Annotated in this window: 13 protein-coding genes and 1 tRNA gene; all 14 read right to left on the reverse strand. The window is 46.5% G+C overall.

Annotated elements, in window-relative coordinates:
• Positions 1-133 (reverse strand): GTP-binding protein (locus BS617_RS17710; RefSeq protein WP_249263643.1); only part of this gene is annotated, 133 nt, incomplete at its 3' end.
• Between the two features lie 26 nt (positions 134-159).
• Entirely contained in the window at positions 160-2253 is a 2094-nt protein-coding gene (gene fusA / locus BS617_RS17715) for an elongation factor G (protein WP_075174336.1), read from the reverse strand.
• A 17-nt stretch (positions 2254-2270) separates the two neighbouring features.
• Positions 2271-2741: a 30S ribosomal protein S7 gene (rpsG, locus tag BS617_RS17720; RefSeq protein WP_075174337.1), complete on the reverse strand. Its 471-nt coding sequence runs from the start codon at positions 2739-2741 to the stop codon at positions 2271-2273.
• Positions 2742-2901: 160 nt separating this feature from the next.
• A complete protein-coding gene (gene rpsL / locus BS617_RS17725; protein WP_075174338.1) occupies positions 2902-3276 on the reverse strand; it encodes a 30S ribosomal protein S12 in 375 nt (124 codons plus the stop codon).
• 123 nt (positions 3277-3399) lie between these two features.
• Positions 3400-7620 carry a DNA-directed RNA polymerase subunit beta' gene (gene rpoC, locus BS617_RS17730; RefSeq protein ID WP_075174339.1) on the reverse strand — a complete coding sequence of 1407 codons (4221 nt, stop codon included), beginning with the start codon at positions 7618-7620 and terminating at the stop codon, positions 3400-3402.
• A gap of 65 nt (positions 7621-7685) precedes the next feature.
• Positions 7686-11783: a DNA-directed RNA polymerase subunit beta gene (gene rpoB / locus BS617_RS17735; RefSeq protein ID WP_075174340.1), complete on the reverse strand. Its 4098-nt coding sequence runs from the start codon at positions 11781-11783 to the stop codon at positions 7686-7688.
• A 174-nt stretch (positions 11784-11957) separates the two neighbouring features.
• Positions 11958-12329 carry a 50S ribosomal protein L7/L12 gene (rplL, locus tag BS617_RS17740; RefSeq protein WP_075174341.1) on the reverse strand — a complete coding sequence of 124 codons (372 nt, stop codon included), beginning with the start codon at positions 12327-12329 and terminating at the stop codon, positions 11958-11960.
• Positions 12330-12392: 63 nt separating this feature from the next.
• Positions 12393-12887: a 50S ribosomal protein L10 gene (rplJ, locus tag BS617_RS17745; RefSeq protein WP_075174342.1), complete on the reverse strand. Its 495-nt coding sequence runs from the start codon at positions 12885-12887 to the stop codon at positions 12393-12395.
• A gap of 199 nt (positions 12888-13086) precedes the next feature.
• The gene (rplA, locus tag BS617_RS17750) at positions 13087-13782 is read right to left on the reverse strand and encodes a 50S ribosomal protein L1 (RefSeq protein WP_075174343.1); all 696 of its coding nucleotides are present in this window, start codon (positions 13780-13782) and stop codon (positions 13087-13089) included.
• Positions 13782-14216, reverse strand: coding sequence for a 50S ribosomal protein L11 (gene rplK, locus BS617_RS17755; protein WP_075174344.1), 435 nt, complete (start codon positions 14214-14216; stop codon positions 13782-13784). The genes rplA and rplK overlap by 1 nt, the downstream gene beginning before the upstream one ends.
• 104 nt (positions 14217-14320) lie before the next feature.
• Positions 14321-14854: a transcription termination/antitermination protein NusG gene (gene nusG / locus BS617_RS17760; RefSeq protein WP_075174345.1), complete on the reverse strand. Its 534-nt coding sequence runs from the start codon at positions 14852-14854 to the stop codon at positions 14321-14323.
• Between the two features lie 9 nt (positions 14855-14863).
• Complete coding sequence (secE, locus tag BS617_RS17765; protein WP_075174346.1) at positions 14864-15232, reverse strand: preprotein translocase subunit SecE; 369 nt, start codon at positions 15230-15232, stop codon at positions 14864-14866.
• 57 nt (positions 15233-15289) lie between these two features.
• Positions 15290-15365: transfer RNA gene (locus BS617_RS17770), tRNA-Trp, on the reverse strand.
• 62 nt (positions 15366-15427) lie between these two features.
• On the reverse strand, positions 15428-15960 hold a 533-nt coding region (locus BS617_RS17775; RefSeq protein ID WP_249263639.1), incomplete at its 5' end, for an EF-Tu C-terminal domain-related protein.

The raw sequence follows: 15960 nt of genomic DNA on the forward strand, positions 1-15960 counted from the left end.
CGGCTTCACCACCGAAAACTTCTGCACATACGCGAGTCAGTGCTGCTGTCAAAGTTGTTTTACCGTGGTCAACGTGGCCAATAGTACCTACGTTAACGTGCGGCAGATTACGTTCAAATGATTTCTTTGCCACGAGAAATTACCTCTTTATCTGGCGAATTAATTATCTTTCATCACCGCTTCAGCGATGTTGTTAGGAGCTTCAGCATAGCTGTCAAATTCCATTGAGTAGGTCGCACGACCTTGAGTAGCGGAACGCAAATCAGTTGCGTAACCGAACATCTCACCCAGCGGAACTTGAGCATTGATAACCTTACCTGATGACGTATCTTCCATACCTTGAACAAGGCCACGACGACGGTTAAGGTCACCCATCACATCACCCATATAGTCTTCTGGAGTAACAACCTCGACTTTCATCATAGGCTCCAACAGACAAGGGCTAGCTTGCATAGCGTATTTTTTCAGCGCTTGAGACGCTGCAATTTTAAACGCCATTTCGTTCGAGTCAACATCATGGAAAGATCCATCATATAGACGCGCTTTCAGGCCGATTAGCGGATAGCCGGCGATAACACCGTTTTTCATCTGCTCTTCGATACCCTTTTGAACGGCTGGGATGTATTCCTTAGGAATAGCACCACCAACGATCTCGTTAATGAACTCCAACCCTTCTTCATCTGAAGGACTGAATTCAACAACAACGTGACCATACTGACCGCGACCACCTGACTGACGAGCAAACTTATGGTTTGCAACAACCGGCTGACGGATCTTCTCACGGTAGGCTACCTGCGGCTTACCGATGTTCGCTTCTACACTGAACTCACGACGCATACGATCGACAATGATATCCAGGTGAAGCTCACCCATACCAGAGATGATTGTTTGGCCAGACTCTTCGTCAGTTTCAACGCGGAAAGATGGATCTTCTTGCGCTAGCTTACCTAAAGCAACACCCATTTTTTCTTGGTCTGCTTTAGTCTTAGGTTCAACCGCAACCGAAATTACCGGATCCGGGAATTCCATACGCTCAAGAATGATACGACTGTTAGGATCACACAAGGTGTCACCTGTCGTTACATCTTTCATACCGATCAATGCTGCAATATCACCCGCGCGTACTTCTTTAATTTCTTCACGGTTGTTTGCATGCATCTGAACCATACGACCTACACGCTCTTTCTTGCTTTTCACGGAGTTAATAACACTGTCACCAGAGTTAAGAACGCCCGAGTAAACACGAACGAAAGTCAGTGTACCCACAAATGGGTCTGTCGCGATTTTAAACGCTAACGCAGCAAAAGGAGCATTATCATCAGCTTCACGAGAAGCAACAGTCTCATCTTTATCGTCTAGCGTACCTTCAATGGCTTTAACTTCCACTGGAGACGGCAAGTATTCGATAACAGCGTCAAGTACAGCCTGAACACCTTTGTTCTTAAACGCAGAACCCGCCTGCATCAGAACAATTTCGTTTGCCAGTGTACGAGCACGTAGACCTGCTTTAACTTCCTCATCAGTTAACTCACCTTCTTCAAGGTATTTTTCCATTAACTCATCAGTAGATTCAGCAGCCGCTTCAATCATTTGCTCACGCAACTCTTCAGCTTTGGCTTGCAAGTCTGCTGGGATATCTTCCAGCTCGTACGTCATACCTTGGTCAGCTTCGTTCCACATGATCGCTTTCATGCGAATCAAGTCGACAACGCCTTTAAACTCGTCTTCAGCACCAATCGGGAAGTTGATTGGTACAACGTTTGCACCCAGACGCTTCTTCAACTGGTCAACAACCATAAAGAAGTCAGCACCAGCACGGTCCATCTTGTTAACAAATACCATACGTGGAACTTCGTACTTGTTAGCTTGACGCCATACGGTTTCAGTTTGAGGCTGAACGCCTGAAGAAGCACATAGAACAACTACCGCGCCATCAAGTACACGCAAAGAACGTTCTACTTCGATCGTGAAGTCAACGTGCCCTGGAGTATCGATGATGTTTACGCGGTGGTCTTCAAACTGCTGGTTCATGCCTTTCCAGAAACAGGTAGTAGCAGCAGACGTGATAGTAATACCACGTTCCTGCTCCTGTTCCATCCAGTCCATCGTAGCCGCACCGTCGTGTACTTCACCGATTTTATGAGACAAACCAGTGTAGAAAAGTACACGCTCGGTAGTAGTTGTTTTACCAGCGTCTACGTGAGCAACGATACCGATGTTACGGTAACGTGTAATAGGAGTTTTACGAGCCACAACTCAATCCTCTGGGTTTAGAAGCGATAGTGAGCAAAAGCTTTGTTAGCTTCAGCCATACGGTGCACGTCTTCACGTTTCTTAACAGCAGCACCACGACCTTCAGCCGCATCTAATATTTCGCCAGCTAGACGCAGAGCCATGGATTTTTCACCACGCTTACGAGAAGCATCAACTAACCAACGCATAGCTAAAGCCATACGACGAGAAGGACGCACTTCGCAAGGAACTTGGTACGTAGCACCACCCACACGGCGTGATTTAACTTCCACAGCCGGCTGGATGCTTTCTAGTGCCTTGTCGAACAGTTCGAGTGGTTCAGATTTAGCGCGCTCTTCAACTTTGTCGAGTGCACCGTACACGATACGTTCAGCAACAGATTTCTTACCGCTGACCATAACGTGGTTAATGAATTTTGCCAGTGTAATGTTACCGAATTTTGGATCCGGCAGTATTTCGCGCTTCGCAGCGACACGTCTTCTAGGCATGATAAGCCCTCTTCTAATAATTAAAGGTCTTCAGGAACTTCAGGCAGATTTCTACTACCTGACCTTACTCTTACCGTGTCCGGCCTAGCTAAAACTTAGTACTGGTCTTTAAGAAACGGAGCCACTACTACTTTCAAGCCCACCGAGCAACTAACGGTGATTAAGACTTAGGACGTTTTGTACCGTATTTAGAACGGCCCTGTTTACGATCGTTGACACCTGAACAGTCAAGTGCGCCACGAACTGTGTGGTAACGAACACCTGGCAAGTCTTTTACACGACCGCCACGGATCAATACAACACTGTGTTCTTGCAAGTTGTGACCTTCACCGCCAATGTATGAAGATACTTCGTAGCCGTTCGTTAGACGAACACGGCATACTTTACGAAGAGCCGAGTTTGGCTTCTTCGGAGTAGTAGTGTAAACACGCGTACAAACACCGCGACGCTGAGGGCAAGCCTGAAGGGCTTGTGCGTCACTTTTTTGTACTTTGCGCTTACGTGGCGAGCGAACCAATTGGTTAATTGTTGCCATTAAGCAAACTCCACGTTTTCACGTTTGTTATAAACACCAAAACCGGATTCTAAAAAGAACCCGGCACTAAGGGGGCGGAATTTTAATCAATTCCGCCCTACTTCGTCAATCTTTGATTAAAAATTAATCAGAGCTAGACATTGAGGCATTCAGCGCTGCTGTCAACGCTTCTTGTACCTCTTCTGCGCTCACTGTCTCAGTTCCCTGCGACAATGCACGCTTACGCTTACGTTCTGAGTGATAAGCCAAACCAGTACCGGCTGGGATTAATCGACCCACAACAACGTTTTCTTTTAGTCCGCGCAAGAAGTCTTGCTTACCAGTAACCGCACCTTCCGTTAATACACGAGTGGTTTCTTGGAAAGAGGCTGCTGAAATAAACGACTCTGTTGCCAACGATGCTTTAGTAATACCTAACAACACACGCTCGAACTTAGCTGGGATCTTACCAGCCGCTTCTAGCGCTTCGTTTTCAGCAATTACCGCTGCGTATTCAACCTGTTCACCTGGGATCAGTGTTGAATCGCCCGCACTTGTTACTTCAACTTTACGCAACATTTGACGAACAATAACTTCAATGTGCTTATCGTTGATGATTACACCTTGGAGGCGATAAACCTCTTGGATTTCATTAACGATATACTCAGCAAGACGCTCTACACCCAAGATACGTAAAATATCATGTGGGTTAGATGGGCCGTCAGAGATAACCTCACCTTTAGCAACCGTCTCACCTTCGAATACGTTCAAGTTACGCCATTTTTGAATCATCAATTCAAACGGCTCAGCATCCGGGGGCGTGATTACCAAGCGCTTCTTACCTTTGGTCTCTTTACCGAACGTCACTGCACCAGTGATTTCAGCAAGGATAGAAGACTCTTTTGGCTTACGCGCTTCGAACAAGTCAGCTACACGTGGTAGACCACCGGTAATATCCTTGTTGACCGAACCTTCTTGAGGGATACGCGCCAATACATCACCGATAGACACTTTCGCGCCATCCGCTAAGTTGATGATTGCTTTAGCAGGCAATAGGTATTGAGCAGGAGAATCAGTACCCGCGTAGTTAATATCGTTACCTGCAGCATCCACCAACTTGATCATTGGGCGAATATCTTTACCCGCTGCTGGACGGTCTTTAGCATCCAACACTTCGGTAGTCGATAGACCTGTTAGCTCATCAATTGTCTGCTTAACGGTAATACCATCTTCCATACCAGAGAAGACAACAGTACCTTCCACCTCAGAAATGATTGGGTGGGTATGCGGGTCCCAGTTAGCAACGACAGCACCGGCATTAACAGCATCGCCGTCTTTAACGCCAATAACTGCACCATAAGGAAGCTTATAACGCTCACGCTCACGGCCGTGCTCATCGGTAATACCCAGCTCACCAGAACGCGATACCGCCACTAACTTACCTTCCGGCGTTTCAACAAACTTCAAGTTGTGTAGACGAACTTCACCGCCGTTCTTAACTTGAACGCTATCAACAGCCGCTGCTCGAGATGCCGCACCACCGATGTGGAACGTACGCATTGTTAACTGTGTACCTGGCTCACCGATAGATTGAGCAGCAATAACACCAACCGCTTCACCTGGGTTAACCTGGTGGCCACGTCCCAAGTCACGACCGTAACACGACGCACAAATACCGAAGCGTGTATCACAAGTAATCGCTGAGCGAACAAGAATTTCATCGATAGACGAGTAGATCTCATCGTTAGTTAAACGCGCTACCCAAGTCTCATCAATCAGTGTGCCTTTAGGAATCAAGACATCAGATCCTGTTGGATCTAATACATCAGTCGCTACAACACGACCCAACACTCGATCACCCAAGCCAACAACGATATCGCCGCCTTCAATCATAGGCTGCATTACAAGGCCGTTCTCTGTACCACAATCATGTTCAGTTATAACAACGTCTTGCGCCACATCGACCAAACGACGAGTCAAGTAACCTGAGTTAGCCGTCTTCAATGCCGTATCGGCCAAACCTTTACGAGCACCGTGAGTCGAGATGAAGTACTGAAGTACGTTCAAACCTTCACGGAAGTTCGCAACGATTGGCGTCTCAATGATAGAGCCGTCTGGCTTAGCCATCAGACCACGCATACCCGCCAACTGACGAATCTGTGCAGCACTACCCCGGGCACCGGAGTCAGCCATCATATAAACCGAGTTAAACGACTCTTGCTCAACCTCATTACCTTCACGGTCAATGACCATGTCAGTTTTCAAGTTTTCCATCATGCGCTTAGCCAACAATTCGTTAGCACGCGACCAGATATCGATAACCTTGTTGTATTTCTCGCCTTGCGTTACCAAACCATCAGCGAACTGACGCTCAATATCTTTAACTTCTGCATCAGCTTCACCAACAATAGTCGCTTTCTCATCAGGAATAACGAAATCGTTAACACCGATAGACGAACCAGAAACAGTCGCCTGGCGGAAGCCCATATACATGAGTTGGTCAGCAAAAATAACCGAATCTTTCAAACCACAACGACGGTAAGCTTCGTTAAGCAAACGCGATATGGCTTTTTTCTTCATCGCTTGGTTTACCAACTCAAATGGCAGACCTTTAGGCACGATAGAATAAAGCAGAGCACGACCAACCGTTGTTTCTTTAACTTCTGTTACTTCTGTCTCGTTACCTTCAATATCACGGATAACTTCGTGAATACGCACTTTAATTCGTGCTTGAAGATCAACCTGCTTAGCACCGTAAGCACGCTCAATCTCGTCGAGATCAGAGAAGACCATGCCTTCACCTAGCGCATTGATACGGTCACGAGTCATCCAGTACAAGCCCAAGACTACGTCTTGTGAAGGCACAATGATTGGCTCACCGTTTGCTGGTGAAAGAATGTTGTTCGTAGACATCATCAAAGCACGCGCTTCAAGCTGAGCTTCAATCGTCAATGGAACGTGAACCGCCATTTGGTCACCATCGAAGTCGGCGTTGTATGCCGCACAAACCAATGGGTGCAATTGGATGGCTTTACCTTCAATCAACACAGGCTCAAACGCTTGGATACCCAAACGGTGAAGTGTTGGTGCACGGTTAAGCAGCACTGGGTGTTCACGGATGACTTCATCCAAAATATCCCAGACTAATGGTTCTTCACGCTCAACCATTTTCTTAGCCGCTTTAATCGTGGTTGCATAACCACGTAACTCAAGCTTCGAAAAGATAAATGGTTTGAATAGTTCGAGCGCCATCTTCTTAGGAAGACCGCACTGATGTAGGCGCAAGTATGGGCCTACCACGATAACCGAACGACCCGAGTAGTCGACTCGCTTACCCAACAAGTTCTGACGGAAACGGCCTTGCTTACCTTTGATCATGTCAGCCAAAGATTTCAATGGACGCTTGTTTGAACCAGTAATAGCACGACCACGACGACCGTTATCAAGTAGCGCATCGACCGCTTCTTGCAACATACGTTTTTCGTTACGTACGATGATGTCCGGTGCATTCAGGTCTAATAAACGCTTAAGACGGTTGTTACGGTTGATAACACGACGATATAGATCGTTAAGATCCGATGTCGCAAAACGACCACCATCAAGAGGAACCAATGGACGCAAGTCTGGCGGAAGAACCGGCAGAACAGACATCACCATCCACTCTGGCTTGTTGCCAGACTTGTAGAAGGATTCGCATAATTTAAGACGCTTAGAAAGCTTTTTGATCTTAGTTTCAGAGTTAGTTTGCGGTATTTCTTCACGCAACATCTGAATTTCTTCTTCAAGATCAATTGATGACATGAGCATCTGTACCGCTTCGGCACCCATGCGCGCGTCAAATTCATCACCAAACTCTTCTAATGCTTCGAAGTATTGCTCATCATTTAGCAACTGGCCGCGCTCAAGCGTGGTCAAACCTGGCTCAATAACAACAAATGATTCAAAGTAAAGAACACGTTCGATGTCACGTAGCGTCATGTCTAGCATCAAACCGATACGGGACGGAAGTGATTTCAAGAACCAAATATGCGCAACTGGGCTTGCCAATTCGATGTGACCCATACGGTCACGACGCACTTTAGTCAGCGTAACTTCTACGCCACACTTCTCACAAATAACACCACGGTGCTTCATGCGCTTGTATTTACCGCATAAGCATTCGTAATCTTTTACTGGGCCAAAGATTTTGGCGCAGAATAAACCATCACGCTCTGGCTTGAACGTACGGTAGTTAATCGTTTCAGGCTTCTTCACTTCACCGAACGACCACGAGCGGATCATTTCAGGTGACGCCAGTGTAATCTTGATCGAGTCGAACTCGTCATTCTGGCCTTGTGATTTCAGCAGATTCAGTAAATCTTTCATTATCTACAGCTCCTCGCGGAGTTATGGGCCGAAGCAATTTTCGGCCCCAGTGAATCGGTAATGCCTTATTCGTTCTCAAGCTCGATGTCGATACCCAGAGAGCGGATCTCTTTGATCAATACGTTGAATGACTCCGGCATACCCGGCTCCATTCTATGATCGCCATCTACGATGTTCTTATACATCTTAGTACGACCATTCACGTCATCCGACTTAACAGTTAGCATCTCTTGTAGCGTATAAGCAGCACCATAAGCTTCCAGTGCCCACACTTCCATCTCACCGAAGCGCTGACCACCAAATTGTGCTTTACCACCCAATGGCTGTTGAGTAACCAGACTGTAAGATCCGGTAGAACGGGCATGCATCTTATCGTCAACCAAGTGGTTCAATTTCAGCATGTACATGTAACCAACAGTGACTGGACGGGTGAATTTATCACCAGAACGACCATCAAATAATGCTACTTGGCCGGTATCACTCATATCAGCAAGACGCAGTAATTCTTTAAGCTCGGCCTCTTTTGCACCATCAAATGCAGGTGTAGCCAACGGCACACCACCACGCAGGTTATGAGCCAACTCAAGAATTTCAGCATCAGAGAAGCTATCAAGGTCTTCGTGACGAGACGTTTTCCATCCATCTAGTTCGCTGTTGTAAATGCGATCCAAGAATTCACGAATCTCTTTAACGGTTTCAGCTTTTTCACGCTCAACTTCAAGCATGTTATTGATCTTGCGACCTAAGCCTTTCGCTGCCGCACCCATGTGCGTTTCTAGAACCTGACCTACGTTCATTCGAGACGGTACACCCAGCGGGTTAAGCACGATATCTACCGGCTCACCGTTCTCGTCGTAAGGCATGTCTTCAACCGGCATGATAACGGAGATAACACCCTTGTTACCGTGACGACCGGCCATTTTATCACCTGGCTGGACACGACGCTTAGTCGCTACGTACACCTTAACAATCTTAAGTACACCAGGGGCTAGGTCATCACCAGTTTGCAGCTTGTTCTTTTTGTCTTCGAACTTCTTATCTAGCTCTTCACGACGCTCTTCTAGCTGAGCTTTAGCTTGCTCTAAGGCTTCAGCGACTGAATCGTCTGCAACACGGATTTTGAACCAGTCATCTTTCTTAAGCGTTGACAAGAATTCAGCTGTGATTGTCTGCCCTTTGGTCAGGCCAGATCCGCCTTCAGCTACAACACCTTCTAGCGTGCGTGTTAAACGCTCAAATGTTGCTTGTTCAACGATACGAAACTCTTCGTTCAAATCTTTGCGGATTGCGTCCATTTCGTCTTTTTCGATCGACAACGCACGGTCATCTTTCTTAACGCCGTCACGTGTAAAGACTTGAACATCAATTACCTTACCGGTTGTCCCGCCTTTAACACGTAGAGAGGTATCTTTAACGTCAGACGCTTTTTCACCAAAGATTGCACGTAGCAATTTTTCTTCTGGTGTTAATTGCGTTTCACCTTTAGGCGTTACTTTACCGACCAAGATATCGCCAGGACCTACTTCGGCACCAATGTGCACGATGCCAGATTCATCCAGCTTAGCCAACGCAGATTCACCTACGTTAGGGATATCCGATGTGATTTCTTCTGAACCAAGCTTCGTATCACGAGCCACACACGTTAGCTCTTGAATATGAATAGTGGTAAAGCGGTCTTCTTGAACGACACGTTCTGAGATCAGAATCGAGTCCTCAAAGTTATAACCATTCCAAGGCATGAATGCGATGCGCATGTTTTGGCCAAGCGCCAACTCACCCATATCAACAGACGGACCATCGGCCATAATATCACCACGCTGCACAATCTCGCCTGGGCGTACAATTGAGCGCTGGTTGATACATGTATTCTGGTTAGAACGTGTGTACTTGGTTAGGTTGTAGATATCTACACCCGCATCACCTTGCACTTCGTCTTCGTTAACACGAACAACAATGCGAGCCGCATCAACAGATTCGATAAAACCGCCACGTTTTGCGGTAATACAAACACCTGAATCGCGTGCTACATAACGCTCCATCCCAGTACCAACAAGCGGCTTGTCTGCACGCAAAGTAGGTACAGCCTGACGCTGCATGTTCGAGCCCATCAAAGCTCGGTTAGCATCATCGTGCTCCAAGAACGGAATCAAGGATGCCGCAATCGATACAACCTGACGAGCCGAAACATCCATGTATGCCACTTTATCCGGTGCCATTACAGTCGTTTCGTTAAGGTGACGAACCGTTACCATCTCATCAGTTAAGCGATTATTTTCATCTACCGTAGCTGACGCCTGTGCGATAACGAAATTGTTCTCTTCAATCGCTGATAAGTACTCAATATCATCAGTAACAACACAATCAACGACTTTACGGTATGGTGTTTCTAAGAAGCCGTAATCATTAGTACGCGCAAACGTTGCCAATGAGTTGATCAAGCCGATGTTTGGACCTTCCGGCGTTTCAATTGGACATACACGACCATAGTGAGTTGGATGTACGTCACGTACCTCAAAGCCTGCACGCTCACGTGTTAAACCACCCGGGCCTAATGCAGAAACTCGGCGCTTGTGAGTAACCTCTGAAAGCGGGTTGTTCTGATCCATAAACTGAGACAGCTGTGATGAACCAAAGAACTCTTTCACTGCAGCAGCCACTGGCTTAGCATTGATAAGATCTTGTGGCATCAAGTTATCAGATTCAGCCATGCTTAGACGTTCACGAACAGCACGCTCTACACGCACTAAACCAACACGGAATTGGTTTTCAGCCATTTCACCGACAGAACGAATACGGCGGTTACCCAAATGGTCAATATCATCAACAATGCCTTTACCATTGCGGATATCGATTAGGGTCTTCATAACGTCAAGGATATCTTCTTTACCTAAAACGCCAGAACCTACCTCTTCAGCACGGCCTAGACGGCGGTTGAACTTCATACGACCTACAGCAGACAGGTCATAACGCTCTTCAGAGAAGAACAAGTTCTGGAACAAGGCTTCAGCCGACTCTTTTGTTGGCGGCTCACCTGGACGCATCATACGGTAGATTTCTACCAATGCTTCCAATTGGCTGCGAGTTGGGTCGATACGCAATGTATCCGACATGAAAGGACCACAGTCCAAGTCATTGGTATACAAGGTTTGGAATGTTGTAACATTTGCTGCTGCAAATTTAGTGATTAGATCTTCCGTTACTTCTGTGTTACATGGGCAGATCAGTTCACCGGTTGTTGCATCCAGCATGTCTTGAGCAATAGACTTACCTAACAAGTACTCATTAGGAACGTCCAACTGCGTCATACCTGCATCAGCCATTTTCTTAATATGACGAGGAGTAATACGACGGCCAGCTTCAACGATCACATCACCCTTAGGTGATTTAATCTCAAACGACATGGTTTCGCCACGAAGACGCTCTGGTACCAACTCCATAGACACGCCTTCGTCAGACAGCATCCAGTTAGTACGGTCGAAGAAGATGTCGAGGATCTCGTTAGACTCATAACCCAATGCACGCAACAAAATTGTCGCAGGCAATTTACGGCGACGGTCAATACGTACAAAAAGGGAATCTTTAGGATCAAACTCAAAATCCAACCATGAACCACGGTAAGGAATAATTCGTGCTGAGTACAACAACTTACCAGACGAGTGTGTTTTCCCTTTATCGTGATCGAAGAACACACCAGGAGAACGGTGCAACTGAGAAACGATTACACGCTCAGTACCGTTAACCACAAATGTGCCGTTATCAGTCATCAAAGGCATTTCGCCCATGTAGACTTCTTGTTCTTTAATATCCTTTACCGCTTTATTTGATGATTCGCGGTCGTAGATAACGAGGCGCACTTTTACACGCAAAGGAGCCGCATAGGTCACACCACGCAACTGACACTCTTTGACATCAAAAACGGGCTCACCCAAGCGATAGCCAACATATTCTAATGCGGCGTTGCCAGAATAAGAGACGATCGGAAATACAGATTTGAACGCTGCGTGTAAGCCTTCTTCTTTACGACCCGCGGCATCAACTCCTTCTTGGAGGAATTTGCGGTAAGAATCAAGCTGGATCGCCAGCAGGTAAGGTACATCCATGACTTGCAGCAATTTGCTGAAATCTTTTCGGATGCGTTTCTTTTCGGTGTATGAATAAGCCATCAGTGTTCCTCAGCATGTGCACCAAGTTGAGAAGCAGTCCAGAATTAGAGCTTCCGGTCTGTGCAACCGCTATTTATTTGCTGTCTATAAATAACGGAAAAAGGCCGGTAGCAATTTGCCACCAGCCATAGATATATCAAGCAGTCTCAAGCTGCTTGAAGAGCATAAGCGCGATTACTTAAGCTCAACAGAAGCGCCAGCTTCTTCCAGTGCTTTCTTAAGCTCTTCAGCTTCTTCTTTGCTAGCACCTTCTTTAATAGTAGATGGAGCACCATCAACCATTTCTTTAGCTTCTTTCAGGCCAAGACCTGTAGCGCCACGAACAGCTTTGATTACGTTAACTTTCTTATCGCCAACAGCTGTTAGAACTACGTCGAATTCTGTTTGCTCAGCAGCGCCTGCGCCTGCATCGCCAGCTGGGCCAGCCATTACAGCTGCAGCAGCAGATACGCCGAATTTTTCTTCCATAGCTGAAACTAATTCAACTACGTCCATTACGGACATTTCAGCGATTGCATTGATGATATCATCTTTAGTCAGAGACATGACTTTTTCCTATAAAACTAGTGGAGCCGAAGCTCATTAAAATCGTATTACAAACCCTGCCAATTATGCAGCGGTTTGTTCTTTCTGATCGCGTACGGCAGCGATGGTACGAACCAACTTGCCAGCTGCTGCTTCTTTCATACAGCTCATCAGTTTCGCCAGACCTTCTTCGTATGTTGGCAAGCTTGCCAGCATAGCGACGTCTACAACTTCACCTTCAAATGCTGCTGTTTTCAGCTCAAACTTATCATTGTCTTTAGCGAATTCTTTCAGAATACGCGCACCAGCACCTGGGTGCTCGTTTGAGAATGCAATGATAGTTGGGCCAACGAAAGAGTCAGACAAACATTCGAACGCTGAGCCAGAAACTGCACGACGTGCCAACGTGTTACGAACAACACGTAGCCATACGCCATTTTCACGCGCTTGCTTACGCAAAGCAGTCATGTCTGTCACGGTAACACCGCGAGAGTCAGCAACTACTGCAGAAAGGGCGCCTTTAGCAGCTTCTTGGACTTCAGCGACGATCGCTTTTTTGTCTTCTAGTCCTAATGCCACAATTAACTCCTGGATTGAGTCTTTCGACTATTTACCAAGCTTGGTATTTCGCAAGCTTTCGAGTGTGCGGTGTATTTCACCGTCTGCGCAGGCCAGTTACCCATTAAGATACGTCAAAGCGCATCACCTGCGGTCTTTGACGGCCTTCGTCTCTGTCTAACAGGTCACGAAGACCCTCAAAAAACCTTTAAGGGATTGATTACGCCGTCAAAGACGACTGATCAACCACCAGTCCTGGCCCCATTGTAGAGGACAGAGTAACTTTCTTAATATATACACCTTTAGCAGAAGCAGGCTTCAGCTTTTTCAGGTCAGAGACCAAGGCTTCAATATTTTCGCGGATAGCATCAGCAGTAAATTCAATCTTACCAACACCCGCATGAATGATACCGTTTTTGTCTGTACGGAAACGTACTTGACCGGCTTTAGCGTTTTTAACAGCCGTAGCCACATCGGTAGTCACTGTGCCAACTTTTGGGTTAGGCATTAAACCGCGAGGGCCTAAAACCTGACCAAGCTGACCAACGATACGCATAGCATCAGGTGTAGCAATAACAACGCCAAAGTCTAGATCGCCACCTTTGATGGCTTCAGCTAGATCTTCAAAACCTACAACATCCGCACCCGCTTCTTTTGCTTTCTCAGCGTTTTCGCCTTGAGCAAATACAGCAACACGAACATCGTTACCTGTACCGTTAGGAAGCACAGTAGAACCACGAACTACTTGGTCAGATTTACGTGGATCGACACCCAAGTTAATCGCCACTTCAACCGTTTCTTTAAACTTAACAGTAGAAACTTTTGAAAGGATCTCAACAGCATCAGAGATAGCGTAAGCTTTACCCGCTTCAACTACTTCACGAATCGCCTTTTGGCGCTTAGTTAGCTTAGCCATTACTCTTCACCCTCCACTACAAGACCCATACTACGAGCGCTGCCCGCGATAGTACGTACAGCTGCGTCCATATCAGCAGCAGTCAAGTCAGCCATTTTAGTCGTTGCGATCTCTTCCAACTGAGCACGAGTGACAGTACCCACTTTCTCAGTATTTGGACGACCAGAACCACTCTTCAGGCCAGCTGCTTTTTTAAGCAGAATTGACGCTGGAGGCGTTTTTGTAATAAAAGTAAAGCTGCGGTCACTGTAAACAGTAATTACAACAGGAGTCGGAAGACCAGGCTCTAAGCCTTGAGTCTCAGCGTTAAACGCCTTACAGAACTCCATGATGTTTACACCGTGCTGACCCAATGCAGGACCAACTGGTGGACTTGGATTCGCCTGACCGGCTTTAACCTGAAGCTTAATATAAGCTTGGATTTTCTTAGCCATTGCTATTTCTCCTATGGGTCAACGCTTTTCAGCTACCCGTTTTACAAAGACGCAAAAACTCCGCCTTCGCAGGCAGAGTCTTAACGCTATAAAATATACTCAGATCAGATCTTTTCTACCTGACCAAACTCTAATTCTACTGGAGTTGATCGACCGAAAATCATTACCGCCACTTTCATGCGGTTCTTTTCATAATCAACTTCTTCAACAACGCCATCAAAGTCAGCAAACGGACCATCAGACACACGAACCATCTCACCAGGCTCAAACACTGTCTTAGGCTTAGGCTTATCAACCCCACTCTGAACGCGCGATAAAATCTCATCAGCTTCTCGCGAGCTAATTGGCGCCGGCTTATCCGCCGTACCACCAATAAAACCGAGCACACGATCAGTATGCTTAACCAAGTGCCATGTCTCGTCATTCATTTCCATTTGAACAAGCACATAGCCAGGGTAAAACTTACGCTCTGATTTACGCTTCTTACCATCCTTAATCTCAACCACTTCTTCTGTGGGAACAAGGATATCACCAAACATATCTTCAAGACCGGCTAACGCAATACGCTCTTCCAGAGAAGACTTAACACGCTTCTCGTAGTTCGAGTGAGCATGAATAACATACCAATTCCTAGCCATGCTCTTCTCCTAACCAATCACACTAGAGACAACCCAACCCAATAACGAGTCGAGGCCCCAAAGAAATAAACCTATAACCAACACAGCGACAACAACCATCGCTGTGGTTTGCAAAGTTTCTTGGCGCGTAGGCCATACCACTTTGCGAATCTCATTTTTTGACTCTTTACATAGGGTAAAGAAAGCCTTTCCCTTAGCTGTTTGAAATGCAACAAATCCAGCTACTAAGGCCACAGCAAGCAAGGCCACAACACGATACAACAAAGACTGATCGGCATAATAAGAGTTACCAACCACGCCAGCCGCAACAAGCAGCACAACAACCAACCATTTAAGGCCGTCGAACTTTGATACTTCAGATGTCACTTTAGGGTTCACGCTTATTAGCCTCGGCTTAGTAAAAGCTTACTGCTTGATGCCACCCTTGATTAAGGATGGCAGGCCAGGAGGGACTCGAACCCACAACCTGCGGTTTTGGAGACCGCTGCTCTGCCAATTGAGCCACTGGCCTGTAAAAATCAGGGACGCACATTATAGGCGCACCCCTGAAACTTGGCAACACTTAATTACAAATTAAGCGAAAATCTTAGATACAACGCCTGCACCTACTGTACGACCGCCTTCACGGATCGCAAAACGCAGACCTTCATCCATCGCGATTGGCGCAATCAGAGTAACAACCATTTTAACGTTGTCACCTGGCATTACCATTTCTACACCTTCTGGCAATTCGCAGTTACCTGTCACGTCAGTTGTACGGAAGTAGAACTGTGGACGGTAGCCTTTGAAGAATGGAGTATGACGACCACCTTCATCTTTGCTCAGTACGTATACTTCACATTCGAAGTTCGTGTGCGGGTTAATTGTACCTGGCTTAGCCAATACTTGACCACGCTCAACATCATCACGCTTAGTACCACGCAACAATGCACCAACGTTCTCACCTGCACGACCTTCGTCAAGCAACTTACGGAACATCTCAACACCAGTACATGTTGTCTTAGTAGTTTCGCGGATACCAACGATTTCAATCTCTTCGCCGACTTTAACGATACCACGCTCTACACGGCCTGTTACTACTGTACCACGACCAGAGATAGAGAATA

It is taken from the genome of Neptunomonas phycophila (genome assembly GCF_001922575.1).
GTDB classification, from domain to species: domain Bacteria; phylum Pseudomonadota; class Gammaproteobacteria; order Pseudomonadales; family Balneatricaceae; genus Neptunomonas; species Neptunomonas phycophila.

What these genes read in the sequence shown, in the direction of transcription:
- rpsG (WP_075174337.1), bottom strand. Translation starts at nt 2,741, where the DNA reads ATGCCTAGAAGACGTGTCGCTGCGAAGCGCGAAATACTGCCGGATCCA.
- rpoB (WP_075174340.1), bottom strand. Translation starts at nt 11,783, where the DNA reads ATGGCTTATTCATACACCGAAAAGAAACGCATCCGAAAAGATTTCAGC.
- rplK (WP_075174344.1), bottom strand. Translation starts at nt 14,216, where the DNA reads ATGGCTAAGAAAATCCAAGCTTATATTAAGCTTCAGGTTAAAGCCGGT.
- rplA (WP_075174343.1), bottom strand. Translation starts at nt 13,782, where the DNA reads ATGGCTAAGCTAACTAAGCGCCAAAAGGCGATTCGTGAAGTAGTTGAA.
- rpsL (WP_075174338.1), bottom strand. Translation starts at nt 3,276, where the DNA reads ATGGCAACAATTAACCAATTGGTTCGCTCGCCACGTAAGCGCAAAGTA.
- rplL (WP_075174341.1), bottom strand. Translation starts at nt 12,329, where the DNA reads ATGTCTCTGACTAAAGATGATATCATCAATGCAATCGCTGAAATGTCC.
- nusG (WP_075174345.1), bottom strand. Translation starts at nt 14,854, where the DNA reads ATGGCTAGGAATTGGTATGTTATTCATGCTCACTCGAACTACGAGAAG.
- rpoC (WP_075174339.1), bottom strand. Translation starts at nt 7,620, where the DNA reads ATGAAAGATTTACTGAATCTGCTGAAATCACAAGGCCAGAATGACGAG.